Here is a 20,506-nt window from a genome sequence, read left to right as displayed (position 1 = left end):
CTTTTCAATGAAAAAAATTATAACCTGCTTATTCGCTTTTGTTTGTTTTCACACTTTAAATGCTCAAGACACTGTACAATTTCAGGTTGAATATGGCAGTATATTCAAAAATGATAAAAGAGAAATTCCTACAGATATTATTGCAAAAGATGACAATGGTTATTATTTACTGTATGCTGAAGGTCGGTTTGGCCAAGGCGACGATATTTCGTTACGCCAATTTGATTTGAATCTTACACCAACATGCAAAGAAATCGAATTTGATTGATTACTTAAATTAAGATTTACATCGTAACAATTTTTAATAGTGTTCGTCGTGTTTGTAAAACCATCAATCATGAAACAAAACATACTTTTAGGACTTATATTAATCCTTACTACACTTGTCAACGCTCAAGAACTTTCTGCCAAAATAATTGATAAAACGACTAGCGAACCCGTTCCATTTGTAGCCATTCAAACCGCCGAATTTAAAGGTGTCATTTCTAATGAAGAAGGTGTATTTATCATCGATTTAGATGATGTCGACGCTAATACTATCGAGTTATCCTGTCTTGGTTACCAAACTTTAACAATTAGTATTGATGACATCAAATCTTCAGGATATAAGATTCTATTAGCGCCTGCCATTAACGAATTAAATACAGTATACCTTACCAATACCAGACCTAATGTAGATTCTATCATTGCAAGAGCGAGGCGAAACTTAAAAACCAACTACAAGAGCGACTCTTTAAATTATAATTTCTTTTACAGAGAAACGTCTTATATCGATTTTAAAAATCTGGATTTTAAAGTCAATAAAGCTTCTCATTTTAAAAAGAGGCAACTTGAAGATGCGAATGAAAGCCTTAGCAGAATGGCTAACGACATCAAGAACGGTAATTTTGTTTACTTTAATGATTACTCCGGAAATCTCCTCGTTAAAGACAAAGCACATCAAAAATTAAATATTGAAAAGGCCACAAAAATCATCAACTCAAATAAGGACATTTCATTAGAAAATATCCAGGAAAAAGCTCAAAACATCGTCTTAAGATATCTGGATACCACTCAAACTTACAAACTAAAAACTGGGTTGTTTAAAATTGAAGATTCTTTAGCATTAACCAATGAAAATGATAAAAATGAAAATCCTAACGAAGTTGACACCGAAAATCTAAGAAAAAGCACGGCTTCTGTTCTTAGTAAATCACAACTAGGCAACACTAGTATGTTGACAAAAGTTCTCAATACAGACAACTACGAATACAGTTTAAAAAATGCAAGCTTATTAAATGACGAAATGGTCTATTTAATAGAATTTAAGCCAAGACGCTCAAGAGCCAACTTTACCGGACATCTCTATATTACAGAAGACAGCTATGCCATTTTGAAAATCGATTATCGGTATGCAAAAGGAAAGCGTGGTGAAAAAGTAAATTTAAGACTCATTTTAGGGATTAAATATATTGAAAACGTCAATCAAGGCACTATCATCTACAGAAAAAACGACCAAAACCTCTACGAACCAAGATATATCAAAAGTGAATCTGGCGAATACTTCTATCTGAATAGACCTCTTAAATTTATTGAGAATAGTGCCGATAGAAATAAAACCGCTTTTAATTTTAAAATTGAAGGAAACACTGTTAGTCGTGAAGAGTTATTGTTTTCAGACATCAGCAAACTAGAGCCTTCAGATTTTGATTCGTTTAATGAACATAAGTCCGTTACGTTTGAAACCTTACGCAAGTATGATGCTAATGTTTGGACCGGAAAAGAAACACTCGCTCCCACAACAGAGTTAAAGACTTTTGATGCTGAAGAAAAATAACGAATTTACTTTCTTATTAGGTACTATCATTTTAAGCCTCTATCAACAAATTAAGATTAATACCCAACACCTACTCAAATAACAAAACAGATCATTTTTAGCGTATTTTTGTCAGCTTAAAAAATTAAGTGAAATTAAAAACCCCAAGCAACAGCTTATGGTTTTTTATAATTAAATGTCGCTAAACGACTAATCATCTGGATGCATAAAACGTTGTTTTCCTAGAAGTTCTTCATCGGTTTCAACGTGATCATCATCAGGCACACAGCAATCTACAGGACATACAGCAGCACATTGTGGTTCCTCATGGAAGCCTTTACATTCGGTACATTTATCGGGAACGATATAGTAAATTTCATCACTTACTGGTTCTTGTGCTTCTTCGGCATCTACCGCCTTTCCGTTAGGTAACACAATATGACCTTCCAAACTTGTTCCGTCTTTATATCTCCAATCATCAGCACCTTCGTATATCGCTGTATTTGGGCATTCTGGTTCACATGCTCCACAGTTAATACATTCGTCTGTTATTATAATAGCCATAGTAATTGTAATCTGTTGTTAATATTCTTTAAAAAAAAAGTCAGATTTGATGCGCTTTAACTGGCGAACAAACAACACGCTTTTTCTTAGCTTATTTCTTATATAGTTTGCGTAAATTTGCAGTTGCAAAAATAAAGCCAAAACATCGTATAACCAAACAGATTATGGATTTACAACAAAGAATTAACGCATTTGTAAAATTAGGGGACTTTTTAAGCCAATTTACTAATGAAGGTATTCAAAAAAAAGAAAACATTCTTCACTATGATTTGTTTTTCGATGGTTTTAAGCATCAAATTAAATTAGCACAAGAACACAATGGTTGGTTTACCAAAGAAAATATACTATTTGCTTTAACTGGCTGGTCTAATCAATTAACACAAAACACGATTAGCCAATGGACGTCCAAGTATCAATTTAATACCGAAAACCTGAAAACTATTGCCATTATTATGGCAGGAAATATTCCTCTAGTTGGGTTTCATGATTTTTTATCGGTGCTCATTTCCGGACAAAAAGTTTTAGTCAAACAGTCGTCAAATGATCAACATCTGCTTCCTTTTTTAGCCAAATATTTAGAGTACGTAGAGCCTGAGTTTAAAAGCCGAATTAAATTTACTGAAGCCAAACTAGAACACTTTGACGCCGTTATAGCTACAGGTAGCGATAATACAGCACGTTATTTTGAATACTACTTTAAAGACCAACCTTCTATTATTAGAAAAAACCGAAATTCGGTAGCCGTTTTAACTGGCAATGAAACTGAAAGTGAACTCAAAGCGCTTTCCGAAGATATTTTTAGATATTATGGATTAGGTTGTAGAAATGTATCAAAACTTCTGGTTCCTAAAACCTATGATTTTGACAATTTCTTTAAAGCAATGTACCATTGGCACCCAATAATCAATCAGGCAAAATATGCCAATAATTACGACTACAACAAAGCTGTGTATTTAATGAGTGAATTTAAAATGCTTGAAAACGGATTTTTAATGCTGAAAGAAGATAAGAGCTTCGCATCTCCAATTGCTACACTTTTTTATGAATACTATACATCAGAAGCCGATTTAAAAACTCAATTAGAAGAGAAAAAAGAGCAGATTCAATGTGTGGTTTCAAACGGAATTTTAGATAGTGAAATTAAATTTGGGCAAACGCAATTACCAAATCTATGGGATTATGCTGATAACGTTGATACTATTACGTTTTCGTTGAAAATCTGTTAATAAATTATCATATTCTTAATGCTTTTTTTTACAGAATTTGCCACCTTTGTGAAGAATAATTTAAAAGGTTTCGAATTCCTCGGAACAAAACATAAACGCTCATGAAAAGACACAATTTTAGCGCAGGACCATGTATTTTACCTGGAAGCGTCCTTCAAAAAGCTTCAGAAGCTGTAATAAATTTTGATAACGGTTTATCACTATTAGAAATCTCCCATAGAAGTAAACCTTTTGTGGACGTTATGGAAAATGCCAGAGCACTAGCTTTAGAACTTCTTGGTTTAGAAGGCAAAGGTTATAAAGCATTGTTCTTACAAGGTGGAGCGAGCACACAATTTTTGATGGTCGCACTAAACATGTTAGAAAAGCGCGCTGGATACTTAAATACAGGAACTTGGAGTGATAAAGCGATTAAAGAAGCTCAGCTTTATGATGATATTTATGAAGTCGCTTCTTCCAAAGATGCCAACTATAATTATATTCCTAAGGGTTATGATATTCCTACAGATTATGATTATTTCCATTGTACATCTAATAATACCATTTTTGGAACGCAAATGAAAGAATTCCCTAACTCGCCTATCCCAATGATATGTGATATGAGTAGTGATATTTTTTCTCGTCAGTTAGATTTTTCAAAATTTGATATTATCTATGCAGGTGCTCAAAAAAATATGGGTCCAGCAGGCACCACCCTTGTAGTCATAAAAGAAGAGGTCTTAGGCAAAGTGTCTCGTAAAATTCCTTCAATGATGGATTATAAAGTCCACATTAGCAAGAGCAGTATGTTTAACACGCCACCAGTATTTGCTGTCTACACATCAATGCTCACTTTAGAATGGCTTAAAAACCTTGGAGGTATCGCTGCTATTGAAAAAGAAAACGATAAAAAAGCTCAATTAATTTATTCTGAAATAGATTTAAATCCGTTGTTTAAAGGGTTTTCAACAAAAGCAGATCGCTCAACAATGAACGCTACTTTTACGCTTGTTAATGAAGATTTAAAAGAAACCTTTGAAACCATGGTTAAAGAAGCCGGAATTAACGGATTAAATGGCCACAGAAGTGTTGGCGGCTATAGAGCATCAATGTATAATGCCTTACCACTGGAAAGTGTTGGTGTTTTAGTAGATGTGATGAGTGAATTAGAACGAAAAGCATAAAACAATTCATAGTATTTTGATACAGTTGATTATCAAAATGCTTAAAACAAATAACATACAACGTAATCATGAAAGTATTAGCAAACGACGGTGTTTCACAAAGCGGGATTAATGCCTTAGAAAATGCAGGTTTTGAAGTTTCTACAACAACTGTGGCTCAAGAACAATTAGAAAACTACATCAACGAAAATGAAATTTCGGTGCTATTAGTTCGAAGTGCTACAACCGTTAGAAAAAATATTATTGACAACTGCCCTAGCCTAAAAATCATTGGTCGTGGTGGTGTTGGTATGGATAATATTGATGTTGATTATGCGCGTAGCAAAGGCCTACATGTCATTAATACTCCGGCTGCATCTTCACATTCGGTTGCCGAATTGGTCTTTGGGCATTTTTACGGACTTGCTCGTTTCTTGCATAATTCTAATCGCGATATGCCTTTAGAAGGTGATGCTAATTTTAAAGGGCTGAAAAAAGCTTATGCTAAAGGCACAGAATTAAAAGGAAAAACATTAGGCGTTTTAGGTTTTGGACGCATTGGTCAAGCTACAGCAAAAGTGGCTATAGGAGCCGGAATGAAAGTGGTTGCTTTTGATCCTTTCTTAGAAAAAGCAAACTTAGAATTAGACTTTTTTGATGGTCAAAAAGTAAACTTTGAAATTAAAACAATTTCTAAAGAAGAGGTTTTAAAACAATCAGACTTTTTAACACTTCACGTTCCTGCTCAAAAAGATTATGTAATTGATGAAGCCGAATTTAAGCAAATGAAAGATGGTGTCATTATAGCAAATGCAGCCAGAGGTGGCGTTATAAATGAAGTGGCACTTGTTAAAGCTATTGAAAGTGGTAAAGTTGCCAGAGCTGCTTTAGACGTTTTTGAAAAAGAGCCTCAACCAGAAATTCAACTCTTAATGAATCCTGCTTTATCGCTCACGCCTCATACTGGCGCAGCAACCAATGAAGCACAAGATAGAATTGGTACTGAATTAGCAGATCAAATCATTAGTATTCTAAAATAAATGTCACCAAATGTGACCTAAACAAAAAAAATGAGTCCTATATATGTTAGGACTTTTTTTTGTACATTGAAGGTCCAATTATATTAACCTTATTCAAAATAAATTATGTCAGGAATTTTAGACTTATTAAACAGTGACCTTGGTAAAACAATTATTAGTGGTGTCTCTGGATCTACTGGAACAGATCAAAACAAAACGAGCAGTGTTTTAACGATGGCCTTACCAGTTTTAATGAAAGCAATGGAGCGAAATGCTTCAACACCTCAAGGTGCAGAAGGACTAATGGGTGCACTTAGCAACAAACACGACGGAAGCATCTTAGATAACTTAGGTGGTTTATTTGGCGGTGGCGTTGATGACGAAGTAAAACAAGATGGTAGTAAAATTCTTGGTCACGTTTTAGGTAACAAACAACAAGGTGTTGAAAAAATTCTTGGCGAAAAGTCTGGTTTAGATGCAGGTTCGGTAGGTAATATTCTAAAAGTAGCGGCTCCAATTTTAATGGGTGTTTTAGGAAAGCAAGCACGACAAAACAATGTGAGCTCTTCCAATGATATAGGCGGACTACTTGGTGGTTTACTTGGTGGTAATGATGCTAAAGAAGAACAAAGTTTCCTTGAAAAGATTTTAGATGCTGATGGTGACGGAAGCGTTATTGATGATGTTGCAGGAATGGTCTTAGGAAATGCTAGTAAGAAAGGAGGTCTTGGCGGACTGCTAGGCGGACTTTTTGGAGGAAAATAAACGATTTTAAACCTTATATATGATAAGCCAAACCAAGTGTTTGGCTTTTTTTGTACAATTTACTCAGTCATACGTCCTATTCACTCATTATGTCTTTTTCAATCAGTATTTGCTGCATATTTTTGAGCATCACTAATAAAAAATGAGTTTTGCAAGCTTAAAGCTTCGGAATGATTTTTGTAACTTTAAAATAAAAAAAAGTAATGAAACGTATCACACAAATTTTAATGATGGCCATACTTCTTGTAAGTTGTGGTGCTTCTCAAACTACCGTAGACAATTCAACAGCAGACATTCCTGAAGAAGATGTTGTTAGAATCGCTAACGATGATATAGAATATGAAATTATTATCATCGAACCCGGTTTTAATGGTTGGCTCAATTCAATAGCAAGACCTAAAGGATATTATTCACAATCGTTTATGGAAACTCGAAACAAAATATTTGTCCAAGAATGGAATAGCCGTGTTTTACAAGTGAATAGATTTGATCCTAATCTTTATGAAATGCAAATTGATTACCAGCCAAACATAAATTATGGCTATGATGTTAACTATAAATTATATAATTACTTCATTTACTTTCAGTTAACACATAATCAAAAATTGACCGCTTTACAACCAAGAATTTAAAGTATCTTTGCATTGCAAATTTACGCGATGCTAGATCATTTTAAATCACGTTGGGACATACAACAAAACTGGCAACTCTTGTTTCCAGTTTTTGGGCTTTTAGGCCTAGGCTATTCTGCTTACAAACTAGCATATCTACTAACAAATTCTTTGCCTCAAATTGTAACAGTACTTTCAGCTATACTTCTATTTATAGTGCTTTTAAAATTGACACTCCTTATCTTTAAAAAGCTTGAAAATAAGTGGGTTGTGGATTATAAATGGGAAATGATTCGGATTTTTATCGTATTTGCAATCACCGGCTCTTCTTCGATGCTTATAGGTAAACCTATCATGCAGTTTATCGGAATTACTAAAGAAAACTTAAATCCGATACTTTATTGGGTATTATTCATTATTATTGGGCTCATTTTCTACCAAATCCTATTAGTGATGTTTGGCTGGCTTTTTGGTCAGTTTCAATTCTTTTGGGAATTTGAAAAGAAAATGTTGAAACGCTTTGGATTAGGTAAATTTTTCAATTGATGGACATCAAAAAACCTCATATTTCAATTCAACTCGCAAGCTTAGTGCTGGCGTTTGTTTTATTGGTGCCTTCTGTTGTTAAATTTTCACATGCTTTAAGTAATCACGAACACGAAGTTTGTTTTGACAAAGATCAAACCCATTTTCATAAAATAGATCTCGATTGTGAGTTTTATAAATTCAAACTTCAAACACAAACCACCAAAGTAATCGTTGATTACGATATATATGCTATAGAGGCTAACCATAAAACAATTAACCACTATTATAGCTTTCTTAGTAATTATCAACGCTTACACTTTTCCCTTCGCGGACCACCATTTAATAATTAACATTAGTCCAAAACTGAGCTACAACACTCAGACATATCGTTAATTATTAAATTCAAATTACATGAAAACAACAACTGCTGTTGTGCTATTTCTATTAATAGCACAAAGCGTATTTTCGCAAAATATACTAAAAGGCGAAATAATAGAATCAAATAATAATCAAGCACTTGCATTTGTAAATGTCTATTTTCCACAATTAGAAAAAGGTACAGTTACCGATGACAATGGAAAGTTTCAAATGTCTAACATTCCTAACGGAACACACAAACTTGTGGTCTCTTCGGTTGGCTTTGAAACTTATTCAATCAATATAACATTTCCAGTTTCCGAAGTTTTAAAAATCATACTACAACCTTCGGCAATTGAAATGGAAGAAGTGATTATTTCTACTCCATTTCACAAGCTTCAAAGTGAGAACGTTATGAAAGTAGAACGTCAAAGCGTTAAAGAATTAAAATCACGTGGCGCAATTAACCTAGCTGATGGAATTACTAATATAGCTGGAGTTTCTAGCTTAAGTACAGGTGTTAGCATCGGCAAACCTGTAATTAGAGGTCTTAGTTCTAATCGAGTTTTAGTGTATACCCAAGGTGTACGTTTAGAAAATCAGCAATATGGAGACGAACACGGTTTAGGCATTAATGATGCTGGAATTGAAAGTGTAGAAGTTATCAAAGGTCCTGCTTCCCTACTCTATGGTAGCGATGCACTTGGTGGTGTTTTATATTTAAATCCGGAACGCTTTGCTACGGAAAATGCTTCAGAGGCAACTATTAGTGGCACTTATTTTAGTAACACACAAGGGTACAATTCGAGTGCTGCCTTTAAATCTTCTGGTGATCATTTTAAATTTTTATTCAGAGGAAGTGTTGCTGAACATTCTGATTATGAAACTACAGATTACAGAGTTACCAACACACGATTTAGAGAGCAAGATTTTAAAGCAGGTTTAGGCTATCAAAAACATCAGTTTAAAACCGAATTACGCTACAATATTAACCGCTCTAAATTAGGGATTCCTGAAGCCATTGGTATTCAAGACACTAATACAACACCTCTTGAACTGTTTCAAGAAATTACAAACCATATTTTCAGTTCTAAATCTACAATCTTCTTTAACAATTCTAGTTTAGATGTGACTTTAGGGTATATATATAATGACAGAAAAGAATTTGAAGATCATCATCATGGTGAAGAAGATCACGATGAAGACCATGATGACGATGATCACGATGAAGAGGATCATGATGACGAAGTCCACAGTGAAGATGAAGCACCTGCGCTACATATGAAACTTAAAACTTTTAATTATAATGTTAGATATAATCTTCCTGAAATTGGACGATTTGAGACTATTGTTGGTGTTCAAGGGATGAATCAAGCAAACACCAATTATGGTGAAGAACTCTTAATTCCTGATGCTATCACTAATGATATTGGAATATTAGCGACCTCTCATATTCATTTTGACAAAATTGACATTCAACTTGGTGCGCGTTACGATTATCGTCATATTAATATTAATTCTCAAATTGATAGAGATTTTAATAGTTTTAATGGCGCTCTTGGGATCAAAACAAATCTATTTCATAAAGTTACAGCACGTTTTAATTTGGCTAGCGGATTTAGAGCGCCAAACCTATCTGAACTAGCTTCAGATGGAACTCATGAAGGTACAAACCGCTATGAAATAGGAAATATTGATTTAAAAAACGAACAGAATTTCCAAGTAGATTTGGCTTTAGAATTTAAAAATGAGCATGTTGAAGTCTTTGCCAACTTATTTTACAATCAGATTAATGACTATATTTTCTTGAGCCCGAATGGTGAGTTTATTGACGATGACCCTGTTTTTGTATACCTACAAGATAATGCCAGACTTTATGGTGGAGAATTTGGATTTCATTTTCACCCACATCCTCTAGACTGGCTCCATGTTGAAAGTAGCTTCGAAACCGTAATCGGTCAGCTCGATGATGACACGCATTTGCCGTTAATTCCGGCAAATTCTTTGCACAATACGTTGCGAGTTGAATTTAATAAAGACTGGATTCAAAACAGTTATTCATTTATCAAATACAGCTATACTTTTGATCAAAATAATGTTAGTGATTTTGAATCCAATACTGCAGGTTACGGCTTATTGAGTGCTGGTTTAGGTGGTACGTTTCAACTTTTTAAAAATGACCTGGAAGTCACTATTGCGGCAAATAATATAGCCAATACAACTTATGTTAGTCATTTATCACGATTAAAATCTGATAACATCTTTAATATAGGACGTAATATTAGTCTAGGACTAAACTACACCTTATAAAAAAAGTCAGCCTGAATATAGAATTCAGGCTGATTTTTTAAACTTTTAAATTAGGTTAAACTATTTAATATCAATGATGGTTTCATCTGTTGTCTTTTCTGAAGAAAAAACATAGGTGTACAACCACATAATGGTAAACGAAGGAATAAAATCTGTTCCCGGAATTATCTCTTCTATAAATGAAAAAATTCCAGCAAGCTTACCTACTTTACCCTTATAAAGTTTAGTCATTAAATATCCTGAAAGTGGCGCCCATAATAAATCTATAAACGGAATCATCCCAATAGCGTCAAATATAAGACTCAGGACTAATTTTTTATGTTTTGATGTGTTTTCTAATGTCATAGTATGTATTTAATTTACTTATTATAAAGCAAATAGCATTCCAAAACCTAAGCTATGACAATTTTTCACTGATAAGTTTCAAAAATTCAGTACGGGTCTCAATATTTTTAAACGCGCCTCTAAATCCTGATGTGGTTGTCGTCGAGTTTTGCTTCTGTACACCACGCATCATCATACACATATGAGAGGCTTCAATCACCACGGCGACACCTTCGGGTTTAAGTGTATCATTAATACAATTCAAAATCTGTTCTGTTAAACGCTCTTGCACTTGCAAGCGTCTCGAAAAAATATCTACAATTCTAGGTATTTTACTTAGACCAACAATATGACCATTAGGAATATAGGCAATATGAGCTTTGCCAAAAAAAGGTAAAATATGATGCTCACACAACGAATACAGTTCAATATCCTTGACAATTACCATTTCATTATAAGATTCTTTAAACATGGCACTTTTTAAAACATCGGCAGCATCTTGCGAATAGCCTTGCGTTAAAAACTGCATGGCTTTAGAAGCGCGTTCAGGCGTTTTTAATAAGCCATCACGATTGGTATCTTCACCTAAATCTTCAATAATTTTCTTGTAACGCTGTTTTACGTCATCGGTTACCTTTATATTATATTCCTCAAATTTTTGGTAAGGCATTCTATATAAGTATTAAATTTTAATAAATGTAAGTAAAAAAATTCAGACAAAACCCCCTAGTATGAACAGCAATTAGTTATCATAAACAACACTTTTAACGTTTACTTGGGAAAATTCAGGGCTACGGACATTAGATTTGTAATATAACTGTAACTAACTAAAATTTTTAGTGTCTTTACAATGACTAGACACTAATCATCAATCATTATCAAATGACTTTTCGCTTAATTCTAATAACCCTATTATTACTTTTTAGTTTTTTTGCCAATGCCCAGGAAAAAAAACAACTACAAATTGAACGCACAAACACACCTCCAAAAATTGATGGAATATTAGACGATGCGGTTTGGCAAACAGCTAAGGAAGCCAAAGGTTTTACGCAATTTAGACCCGATGCAGGCGTCAAAGATTCTACAGAAAACCGAACGATCGTTAAAATGACTTATGACGATAAGGCTATCTATGTCGCAGCCTACTTATATGACGATCCCTCAAAAATTATGCGTCAGTTAACCAGTCGCGATAATTTTGGTCAAGCCGATTTTTTCGGACTCATTTTAAACCCTAATAACGACGCTCAAAATGATACCGAATTTTTCGTATTTAGTTCTGGAACCCAAGCTGATGCTGTTGCAACACCAAGTAATGGTGAAGATTTTGGCTGGAATGCCGTTTGGGATAGTGCTGTGAAAATTAATGATGATGGTTGGACTGTAGAAATGGAAATCCCCTATCGAGCACTCCGTTTTTCTAATCAAGAAGTGCAAACTTGGGGCGTTCAGTTTCATAGACAATTTAGACGCTATCGCTCACAATACACCTGGAATGCTATTGATATCACAAAAGGAAACATCGGTTTGTATCATGGTGAAATTACCGGACTTAAAAACATCGAACCTCCTACGCGATTAGCTTTTTATCCGTTTTCTACCGGAATCGTTAATAGTTTTGATGGCGACACAGAAACCGATTTAAAGTTTGGTTTAGATGTTAAATATGGTATCACAGAAAATTTCACATTAGACATGACTTTAGTCCCAGATTTTAGTCAGGCTGGCTTTGATAACCTTTCGCTAAATCTCGGTCCGTTTGAACAAACCTTTTCTGAACAACGCCAGTTTTTTACTGAAGGTGTCGATTTATTTAACAAAGGAAACCTCTTTTTCTCAAGACGTGTTGGAAGTCGTCCTACGGGTCAAATAACGGTTAATGACAATGAAGTGATTACAGATAGACCAAATACGGTAAAGGTTCTCAATGCTGCAAAAGTTTCCGGAAGAACAAAAAAAGGCTTAGGTATTGGCTTCTTTAATGCCATTACTGAAAAAACATACGCCACCACAAGAGATACAATCACTGGCGAATACAGAGATCAACTTGTTGAGCCGCTATCCAACTATAATATTTTAGTATTAGATCAGCAGTTCAATCAAAATTCTTCGGTTAGCTTAGTTAATACCAACGTTACTAGAAACGGTCATTTTAGAGACGGAAACGTAACCGCATTACTAGCCGACATTACTAATAAAAGAAATACTTATAATCTTTTAGGTGAAGTAAAAATGAGTAATATTAATGATATAGATGACAATTCGACTGGGTTTAGCACCTTTTTTATGGCCAGAAAAATACATGGTAATTACCGCTATAGTTTTGATCATAGTTATGCTGATACTAAATACGACATCAATGATTTAGGGCTTATTTTTAGAAATAACTACAATAATTTTGGGGTTGATTTTGGTCATAGAATATTTGAGCCGACTAAAAATTTTATCAGTAGAAACTGGAACACTTATATTAATTACACAAGACTGGCAGATCCCAGCGTGTTTACCGGTTTTGGTTTTGGAGGAAATATTAATTTTCAGCTTAAAGATAAACTGCATGGTTTTGGTGGAAACATAAATATGCTCGCTGGCAAACAGTATGATTATTTTGAAGCCAGAGTAAATAATCGGTTTTTTATATATGAAAACAGGGTTAACGGAAACGTTTACTTTTCATCAAATTACAACAAAGTGTTTGCTTATGATATAAATACTGGAGGTGTTTTGTTTTTTGAAAACGGAAGAGACACCAAAGAATTCTGGATTGGCTTAAGTCCGAGAGCCCGAATAAGCGATAAATTTTCACTCATCTATTCTTTTGATATCAACAGAGTTTTTAAAGACAGAGGGTATGCAAATAACTCTAATAGTTTGGATGATGAGATTGTTTTTGGGCAACGCGACCAAAGTACCATCGTAAATAGATTAACAGGAACCTATAGTTTTAATCCTTTTCATTCCCTCGGATTAACCTTTAGGAATTATTGGTCGGTAGTCGATTATGAAGACGACGTTTACTTTTTACAAGAAAACGGACGCTTATTCAACACCAATACTACTTACGCCGACTTAGGCTTAGAGACGTCTGATGTAAATTTTAGCACCTGGAATTTAGATCTCAATTACACCTGGCAATTTGCGCCTGGAAGCTTCTTAACAGCTTTGTATAGAAATCAATTGTTTAACAGTGACCGTGAGGCGTCTAAAACCTACAGCGAAAGTGTCAACACGCTTTTTGAACAACCGATACTCCACTCCTTTTCATTGAGAGTCCAGTATTTTATTGATTATAATAATATCAAAAGAATCTTCAAAAAGAAAAACAACGAAAGCAATCAGCTAAGCAGTGTATCTAAAAAAATAAATTCTCAGTTTTATAAATCTTAGATAATTCATATTAAAGTAGTATTTTCGAATCTCATTTTAATGTGATGGTTAAAGCAAAAAACATACATAAATATTATGGTGATTTACACGTTTTAAAAGGTGTAGATTTAGACATAAAAAAAGGAGAAATCGTTTCTATTGTTGGTGCTTCAGGAGCAGGAAAAACAACCTTACTTCAAATTCTTGGAACCTTAGATCAAATAGACCGCAAGACGGCAAGTGAACTTACTATAAATGGAATATCCATAGCACAATTGGGCGATAAGGCTTTAGCAAAATTTAGAAATGAGCATATCGGATTTATTTTTCAGTTTCATCAATTGCTTCCAGAGTTTACAGCTTTAGAAAATGTATGTATTCCTGCTTTTATCTTCGGAAAAACAAAGGCAGAAGCCGAAAAACGTGCCAAAGAATTATTAGACTTTCTAGGGTTATCGCATCGTCACCATCACAAACCTAATGAGCTTTCAGGAGGTGAACAACAACGTGTTGCAGTAGCCAGAGCACTGATTAATAATCCGAGTTTAATTTTTGCCGATGAACCTTCTGGAAATTTAGATAGTGAATCTGCCGAAAATCTACACCAACTCTTTTTTAAACTACGTGATGAATTTGGTCAAACCTTTATCATAGTAACTCACAATGAAGAATTAGCCGATATGGCCGACCGCAAATTAACGATGGTTGATGGGAAAATTCTTGGGTAATTTTATTCGATTGTCAGTTCAGTAATAAGCTATTCAATAACAATCAAACTTCGGTATTCAATTTCGGTACGCTCATTAAAGGTAAAGTCAAAATAATTAGCGTCACCTTTAGCGCCTTTCACTTCTAGTTTAGCGCGTCCGGTTTCCAGACCGTTTTTATCAAAGACCTTAACAAACATAATATCATCATAATCCTTGTCAAAAATGATATATAAAGTGAGCATATTATCATTTCCGCCCTGAGGATTATCTGCAATGGTAAACTTTCCCGTTTTCACCCCTTTTTTCTGAAGTTCTGGAGACAGCTTGAGTTTGGCTTCTAAGGTTTTATCTATACCTTCGGAAACACCTTCAACAAATTCGGTTGCCGATTTACCTACTACTTCTCCGCCAGCATTGATGGTTTCCTGCGTTTTTGTCTTGACACGCTCACAAGATACAAGTGTAAATAATGCCAAAACGACGATATAGATTGATGTTTTCATGGTATGATAATTTAAAGACAAAAATAACAGATTTTTTGTTAGAATGAAACCTTGTAACAACGCGATAAGAAGTGTAAATTTACAAGAGTAAAACAACCCTCTTGAACCACAAAGAACTTAAAAAATTTCTAGACACAAAAGTCGAGCAATACAATCATCCAAGATTTATTGAAAGTGACCCTATACAGGTGCCTCATGAATTCACAAAAAAAGAAGACATCGAAATCGCTGGTTTTTTAACCGCCACAATTGCTTGGGGAAATCGCAAAAGCATTATCAAAAATGCTTATAAAATGATGAATTTACTTCAGCAATCACCGCACGATTTCATCATAAACCATCAAGAATCTGACTTGAAAGATTTAACTTCATTTGTCCATAGAACCTTTAATGGTGATGATTTTATTCAGTTTGTAAAAAGCTTAAAACACATTTACACGACACATAACGGTTTAGAGGCTCTGTTTTCAAAATACACAGCGAATAAGAACCTTCAACAATCTATTCATCAGTTTAAGCAACATTTTTTTGAAATCGAACATCTAGAACGTACAAAGAAACATGTTAGTGATCCCTTAAAAAATTCAGCAGCTAAGCGTATCAATATGTATTTACGTTGGATGGTTAGACAGGATCAAAATGGTGTTGACTTTGGGATTTGGAACAGTATCTCTCCTGCTTTATTATCCTGCCCTTTAGATGTACACTCTGGAAATGTCGCCCGAAAATTAAAGCTTCTAAAGCGCAAACAAAACGACGGAAAAGCCTTACTAGAGCTCGACACTGCCTTACGTAAATTAGATTCGCAGGATCCTGTAAAATATGATTTTGCACTCTTTGGGCTCGGTGTTTTTGAAGGCTTTTAAAGAATCGGAAACCGTTAATTAAATTTTTTCGTATCTATTTTACCCCAAATCATTGAATTATGCAAAGCCCAAAATTCCCAAAAAACGAGTTGCAGCGTTTAAATGCTGTCAAATCCTATGCGATATTAGACAGTCTTCCAGAAAAGGATTACGATAAAATCACCAAACTCATAGCAACTATTTGTGAAGTTCCTATTGCACTAATAACTGTTTTAGATCAGGATCGTAATTATTTCAAATCACATTATGGTATCCCGTTTAATGAATCACCCAGAGATATTTCGTTCTGTGGTCATGCCATTTTGGAAGACGACCTTTTAATTGTGCCAGATGCACGACAAGACAGCCGTTTTAAAGGCAATCCGTTAATTACTAGTCTGCAAGCTATTTTCTACGCAGGAGTGCCTTTAATTAATCCCGAAGGATACTCCTTAGGAACCATTTGTGTTTTTGATCACAAGCCAAGACAACTTAATAATACACAGATAGAGGCTTTAAAAACCTTAGGAGAGCAGGTTGTGAATCTATTCGAATTACGTAAGAAAAATGCGGTTTTAGAAAAGGCAACTTTAGAATTAGAAAAACGAAACCAACAGTTAAAAACATTTGCAAGTCATGTATCACATGATTTAAAATCACCTCTAGCAAATATTATTTCACTAACCAATTTATTACGTGATGATAATACAGAACAGCTTTCGGAAGATTCAAATGAATATTTAAATTATATCGAAGAATCTACAACAGTCTTAAAAGATTATATCGACGGAATTTTATTGTACTACAAATCTGATGAATTATTAAAATCGAATTATGAAGATGTTAGTCTGGACGAGCTTTCCGAAGATTTAAAACAAATCCTTATCGGTAAAAACGACCGCTTTATATTCCCAGAAAACACCGTCATAAAAAGCATAAACAAATCGGCTTTATCACAAATATTAATTAATTTAATTGATAATGCCCTGAAATACAACGACAAACCTGAGCGCTTAGTGACCTTAACTTACGATTCTGATTTGTTTAATCATATATTTAGTGTGAGTGATAATGGCATTGGTATTCCGCAGGACAAACAGCAGTACATTTTTGAAATCTTTAAAACAATAAAGAATGACTACGGAAAGTCAAGTACAGGTATTGGATTAAGTACCGTTAAAAATCTTGTAGAAAAACTAGGAGGCGAAATTTCGGTGTCCTCAAAAACAGGACAAGGAAGTACCTTTCATTTTACTTTAGCTAAAACGAGTGAGTTTTATAAATCGGAGTCTATGACAACTTGTGAATTGGTATAAAAAAACCTGTCATAAATTAATTATAACAGGTTTTATAAATTTTATTAATTGGTTATTGCTTAGCCTTTCAACCAAGCTTTTCTTGTCCCTATTTGTTTTGCTGTCGCATTTTCATGCTCCATTAAGGTATTAGCAGTTGTAAATGTTGGTGTTAAAGTAGTTTCAATAATTACTTCTTTTCCGTCGCGTTCCAGAACCACATTAATAGCCTCTCCTTCTTTCCACTGGTACATTTTGCCTAACATCGCTTGCGCATTTTGCATGGTTAATGCTTCGCCATTTACAGTTTTAATCACATCATTTGGCAAAACACCTTGCTCTACCCAAAAGCTATTACCGTTAACACCTTCAGAAAAGAAAATCTGACCTTTTTCTTGATTTGCTCCAAAAATAAAACCAGAACCATTCTGAATATAACTTGTTGGCACTCTTTTATCTCCAATAGTTAAGCCTACTTTTTCAAAAAACTTGTTGTAGTCAATTGGTGTACCACCAACAACATGAGTATTTAAAAACTCGCCTACTGAAGGATACGTCATTGCAGTAATTTCAGCAATAAGGTTATCATCAACAAAAGGTTTTTCTTTACCATATTTAGCCGATAATTCTTTCATAAGTGACAACATACTTCTGTTACCATCGCTTTCTTCTCGCATTAAAATATCAATACACATTCCGATTAATGCACCTTTCATATACACATTATAATAGTTTGATGCATACGGCTCTTCTAAAACATTCTCACTCATAACCGTAAAACTCATTGCGTCATCCATATTTTTTGACACTTGAATTTGCTGATTGATCGTATTATAATAAGTATCTGCATCAACCAAACCTTTATAAACTTGAAAATGCTGTGCGAAATATTCGGTCACACCTTCGTACATCCATAAATGCTTAGAAAATGTTGGATCGTTATAATCAAAGTAGTGTACATCTTCTGAATGTACCGATAATGGCGTTACAATATGAAAAAACTCATGAGCAACAACATCAATTACTGAAGCTGCTAATTGTTCTTTAGAAGACTGTTCTCTTAATACAACGACAGTAGATGTATGGTGTTCTAAAGCGCCAAACCCTTTTGGAGAACCTTCGCTTCCGTCAGATAAATACAAGTAAATATCATAACGTGGCGTAGAATCAATATCGCCTAAGTAGGCTTTTTGAGCTTCCATCATTTTAAAAACGGTCTCTTTCATACTTGCTGCAGAATGCACTTTATTTGGCGAATAAACACTCAAAACTATTTTAATATCGCCAACCATAAATTCTTCGACATCCAGCTTTCCATACATCATCGGATTATCTGTGATATCAAAATAACGTGGTGCAAAATAAGAGCTTGTAATTTGTGTGCCATCTGCACTTGATTTGGTATTCGTATTCTGTAATGCAGACGTGCGTTCAAAATTTGCTGGAGCTGTCACATCTAAAGTATACTGCGCATCTTTTAACGAATCAAAATAACCAATAAAACCATGTAAGTTTAATACATAGTTATCAGGTTCTATATTAGTTCCAGATGGAGAAAAAGGTACTTCTCCTCCAATGCCACCAGAAGCTTCTTGGTCAAAAGTATCATTAACTAAATATTCAATTTTATCTAATTCTTTAGCATTGGCAATCGTCCAGGTATTGACATCGGCTTTTACAACTGGCATTTCATTACCACTATAGTCAAAAGCTTTAAAATCATCAATATATTTTCCAAAATCACTAACCGAATAAGTCCCTTGCACAACTTTTGGCAATCTGTAAGTTACAGTCTCTTGTGTAAAACGTCCAGGATTTATAGTTACCGGAGCTTTGTCATCGGTCACTGCCGACAAATTGATAGACGTTGAAATTGGATTAGCAGTCGCTAAATCGTTTACTGTGGGTTTAGAAGAACCACAAGCCACAAGCAAAGCACTTAGGGCAAAAGTTGATAGAATTCTTTTCATTTTATGATGTTAATTATTTTCAGATTTTTTCATCTGACGCACAAAACTACAATCTGTTACCAGTAATTTAGCTAAGGTTTTGTTAAAATGGTACTTTTGTAACATGCAAAACCCTTTGATAAGTATCCTAATTCCTTTTAAAAATACGGAGCAATTTCTTCCCGAATGCTTAGATTCTATTCGAGACCAAAGTTATGAGCACTGGGAGTTAATTATTGTAAATGATCATTCTACAGACTCCAGTTTTAATATTGTTAGTGCTTACGCGGAAAAAGATAAACGCATCAAACTTTTTACAAATCTAGGACAAGGCATCATCAATGCTTTGCAATTGGCGTTTATTGAAAGTAAAGGCGACTATATCACTAGAATGGATAGTGATGATATTATGCATCCAGAAAAGCTACATACCATGCTTTACGATTTAATATCCCACGGAAAAAAGCATATCGCACTGGGCTTAGTAAGCTATTTTAGCAAAGATGGAATTGGTGATGGTTTTGCAAAGTACGAGTCCTGGCTAAACGGCTTAACACAACAAGGCCAAAACTATACTGAAATTTATAAAGAATGTGTTATTCCGTCGCCTTGCTGGATGATACATCGTGACGATTTTATTACTTGTGAGGCATTTACGCCCAACCGCTATCCCGAAGATTATGATTTAGCCTTTCGGTTTTATCAAAATAAGATGACATGTATTCCAAGTCATACTATATTACATTACTGGAGAGATTACAGCTCCCGAACCTCAAGAACTCATGAACATTATGCCGAAAATCATTTTTTGGAACTTAAGCTCAACTATTTCTTAAAGCTCAACTATAATGCCTCAAGACCTTTAACGGTTTGGGGTGCCGGACAAAAAGGAAAGAAAGTCGCACGTCTTTTAAAGGCCAAACAGGTGTCTTTTTATTGGATTTGTGATAACCCTAAAAAAATAGGAAAGCATATCTATGATGAACTTCTTTTAAGTTTCGAATATCTTAAAGTTTTAGAGAATCCGCAAAGTATTGTAACGGTTGCTAATCCAGATGCACAAGTAGAAATTAAAGCCTATTTTAAAACACAAGATATGAAAGCCATGACCGATTATTTTTTCTTTTGCTAAAACGTTAAAATTCTCAAAAGCAAAAGCAACAAATCCCATATCATTTTCTATATTTGATTTTTAAC

20 protein-coding genes are annotated in these 20,506 nt (G+C 34.4%); 15 read left to right on the top strand and 5 right to left on the bottom strand.

Annotated elements, in window-relative coordinates; genetic code table 11:
- The first annotated feature begins 7 nt into the window (after nt 1-7).
- Together N4270_RS10310 and N4270_RS10305 are read left to right on the top strand one after the other, a co-directional pair.
- Nucleotides 8-268, top strand: coding sequence for a hypothetical protein (locus tag N4270_RS10310; protein WP_260097017.1), 261 nt, complete (start codon nt 8-10; stop codon nt 266-268).
- Between the two features lie 69 nt (nt 269-337).
- Nucleotides 338-1,816 (top strand): DUF5686 and carboxypeptidase regulatory-like domain-containing protein, encoded by a 1,479-nt coding sequence (locus tag N4270_RS10305; protein WP_260097016.1) that lies wholly within the window; start codon nt 338-340, stop codon nt 1,814-1,816.
- Between the two features lie 189 nt (nt 1,817-2,005).
- On the opposite strand, the gene N4270_RS10300 is transcribed toward N4270_RS10305, so the two are convergent.
- Nucleotides 2,006-2,359, bottom strand: coding sequence for a 4Fe-4S dicluster domain-containing protein (locus N4270_RS10300; protein WP_260097015.1), 354 nt, complete (start codon nt 2,357-2,359; stop codon nt 2,006-2,008).
- A 164-nt stretch (nt 2,360-2,523) separates the two neighbouring features.
- On the opposite strand from N4270_RS10300, the gene N4270_RS10295 reads away from it, so the two are divergent.
- From N4270_RS10295 to N4270_RS10260, 8 genes are all read left to right on the top strand, one after another.
- Nucleotides 2,524-3,585 (top strand): acyl-CoA reductase, encoded by a 1,062-nt coding sequence (locus N4270_RS10295; protein ID WP_260097014.1) that lies wholly within the window; start codon nt 2,524-2,526, stop codon nt 3,583-3,585.
- 101 nt (nt 3,586-3,686) lie between these two features.
- Entirely contained in the window at nt 3,687-4,748 is a 1,062-nt protein-coding gene (gene serC, locus N4270_RS10290) for a 3-phosphoserine/phosphohydroxythreonine transaminase (protein WP_260097013.1), read from the top strand.
- 68 nt (nt 4,749-4,816) lie between these two features.
- Complete coding sequence (locus N4270_RS10285; protein WP_260097012.1) at nt 4,817-5,767, top strand: D-2-hydroxyacid dehydrogenase; 951 nt, start codon at nt 4,817-4,819, stop codon at nt 5,765-5,767.
- A 105-nt stretch (nt 5,768-5,872) separates the two neighbouring features.
- Nucleotides 5,873-6,511 (top strand): DUF937 domain-containing protein, encoded by a 639-nt coding sequence (locus N4270_RS10280; protein ID WP_260097011.1) that lies wholly within the window; start codon nt 5,873-5,875, stop codon nt 6,509-6,511.
- 203 nt (nt 6,512-6,714) lie between these two features.
- Nucleotides 6,715-7,143 carry a DUF6146 family protein gene (locus tag N4270_RS10275; protein WP_260097010.1) on the top strand — a complete coding sequence of 143 codons (429 nt, stop codon included), beginning with the start codon at nt 6,715-6,717 and terminating at the stop codon, nt 7,141-7,143.
- Between the two features lie 27 nt (nt 7,144-7,170).
- Nucleotides 7,171-7,668 (top strand): DUF6787 family protein, encoded by a 498-nt coding sequence (locus N4270_RS10270; RefSeq protein WP_260097009.1) that lies wholly within the window; start codon nt 7,171-7,173, stop codon nt 7,666-7,668.
- Nucleotides 7,668-8,000, top strand: a complete 333-nt coding sequence (locus N4270_RS10265) for a hypothetical protein (protein ID WP_260097008.1) — start codon at nt 7,668-7,670, stop codon at nt 7,998-8,000. The genes N4270_RS10270 and N4270_RS10265 overlap by 1 nt, the downstream gene beginning before the upstream one ends.
- A 61-nt stretch (nt 8,001-8,061) precedes the next feature.
- Nucleotides 8,062-10,317, top strand: a complete 2,256-nt coding sequence (locus tag N4270_RS10260) for a TonB-dependent receptor (RefSeq protein ID WP_260097007.1) — start codon at nt 8,062-8,064, stop codon at nt 10,315-10,317.
- A gap of 60 nt (nt 10,318-10,377) precedes the next feature.
- On the opposite strand, the gene N4270_RS10255 is transcribed toward N4270_RS10260, so the two are convergent.
- Nucleotides 10,378-10,662 carry a hypothetical protein gene (locus N4270_RS10255; RefSeq protein ID WP_260097006.1) on the bottom strand — a complete coding sequence of 95 codons (285 nt, stop codon included), beginning with the start codon at nt 10,660-10,662 and terminating at the stop codon, nt 10,378-10,380.
- A gap of 52 nt (nt 10,663-10,714) precedes the next feature.
- On the bottom strand, nt 10,715-11,311 hold the full coding sequence (gene folE / locus N4270_RS10250) for a GTP cyclohydrolase I FolE (RefSeq protein ID WP_260097005.1): 597 nt from the start codon (nt 11,309-11,311) through the stop codon (nt 10,715-10,717).
- Between the two features lie 212 nt (nt 11,312-11,523).
- Here folE and N4270_RS10245 point away from each other — a divergent pair, with 212 nt between their 5' ends.
- A complete protein-coding gene (locus N4270_RS10245; protein ID WP_260097004.1) occupies nt 11,524-14,028 on the top strand; it encodes a carbohydrate binding family 9 domain-containing protein in 2,505 nt (834 codons plus the stop codon).
- 44 nt (nt 14,029-14,072) lie between these two features.
- The gene (locus N4270_RS10240) at nt 14,073-14,735 is read left to right on the top strand and encodes an ABC transporter ATP-binding protein (protein ID WP_260097003.1); all 663 of its coding nucleotides are present in this window, start codon (nt 14,073-14,075) and stop codon (nt 14,733-14,735) included.
- A gap of 29 nt (nt 14,736-14,764) precedes the next feature.
- Here N4270_RS10240 and N4270_RS10235 read toward each other — a convergent pair whose 3' ends face one another.
- On the bottom strand, nt 14,765-15,220 hold the full coding sequence (locus N4270_RS10235; protein WP_260097002.1) for a hypothetical protein: 456 nt from the start codon (nt 15,218-15,220) through the stop codon (nt 14,765-14,767).
- A 101-nt stretch (nt 15,221-15,321) separates the two neighbouring features.
- Here N4270_RS10235 and N4270_RS10230 point away from each other — a divergent pair, with 101 nt between their 5' ends.
- Complete coding sequence (locus N4270_RS10230) at nt 15,322-16,086, top strand: TIGR02757 family protein (protein WP_260097001.1); 765 nt, start codon at nt 15,322-15,324, stop codon at nt 16,084-16,086.
- Nucleotides 16,087-16,145: 59 nt separating this feature from the next.
- On the top strand, nt 16,146-17,381 hold the full coding sequence (locus tag N4270_RS10225; RefSeq protein WP_260097000.1) for a GAF domain-containing sensor histidine kinase: 1,236 nt from the start codon (nt 16,146-16,148) through the stop codon (nt 17,379-17,381).
- A gap of 59 nt (nt 17,382-17,440) precedes the next feature.
- Here the strand turns inward: N4270_RS10225 and N4270_RS10220 are convergent, their stop codons facing one another.
- Nucleotides 17,441-19,330, bottom strand: coding sequence for a peptidase M61 (locus N4270_RS10220; RefSeq protein WP_260096999.1), 1,890 nt, complete (start codon nt 19,328-19,330; stop codon nt 17,441-17,443).
- A 103-nt stretch (nt 19,331-19,433) separates the two neighbouring features.
- On the opposite strand from N4270_RS10220, the gene N4270_RS10215 reads away from it, so the two are divergent.
- On the top strand, nt 19,434-20,441 hold the full coding sequence (locus tag N4270_RS10215; RefSeq protein ID WP_260096998.1) for a glycosyltransferase family 2 protein: 1,008 nt from the start codon (nt 19,434-19,436) through the stop codon (nt 20,439-20,441).
- Nucleotides 20,442-20,506 lie beyond the last annotated feature (65 nt).

Origin of the sequence: Psychroserpens sp. SPM9, from assembly GCF_025153525.1 — a bacterium.
Classification (GTDB): Bacteria; Bacteroidota; Bacteroidia; order Flavobacteriales; family Flavobacteriaceae; genus Psychroserpens.
The sequence above is the reverse complement of the archived record's forward strand: the minus strand, read 5'-3'. Positions and strand labels throughout refer to the sequence as shown.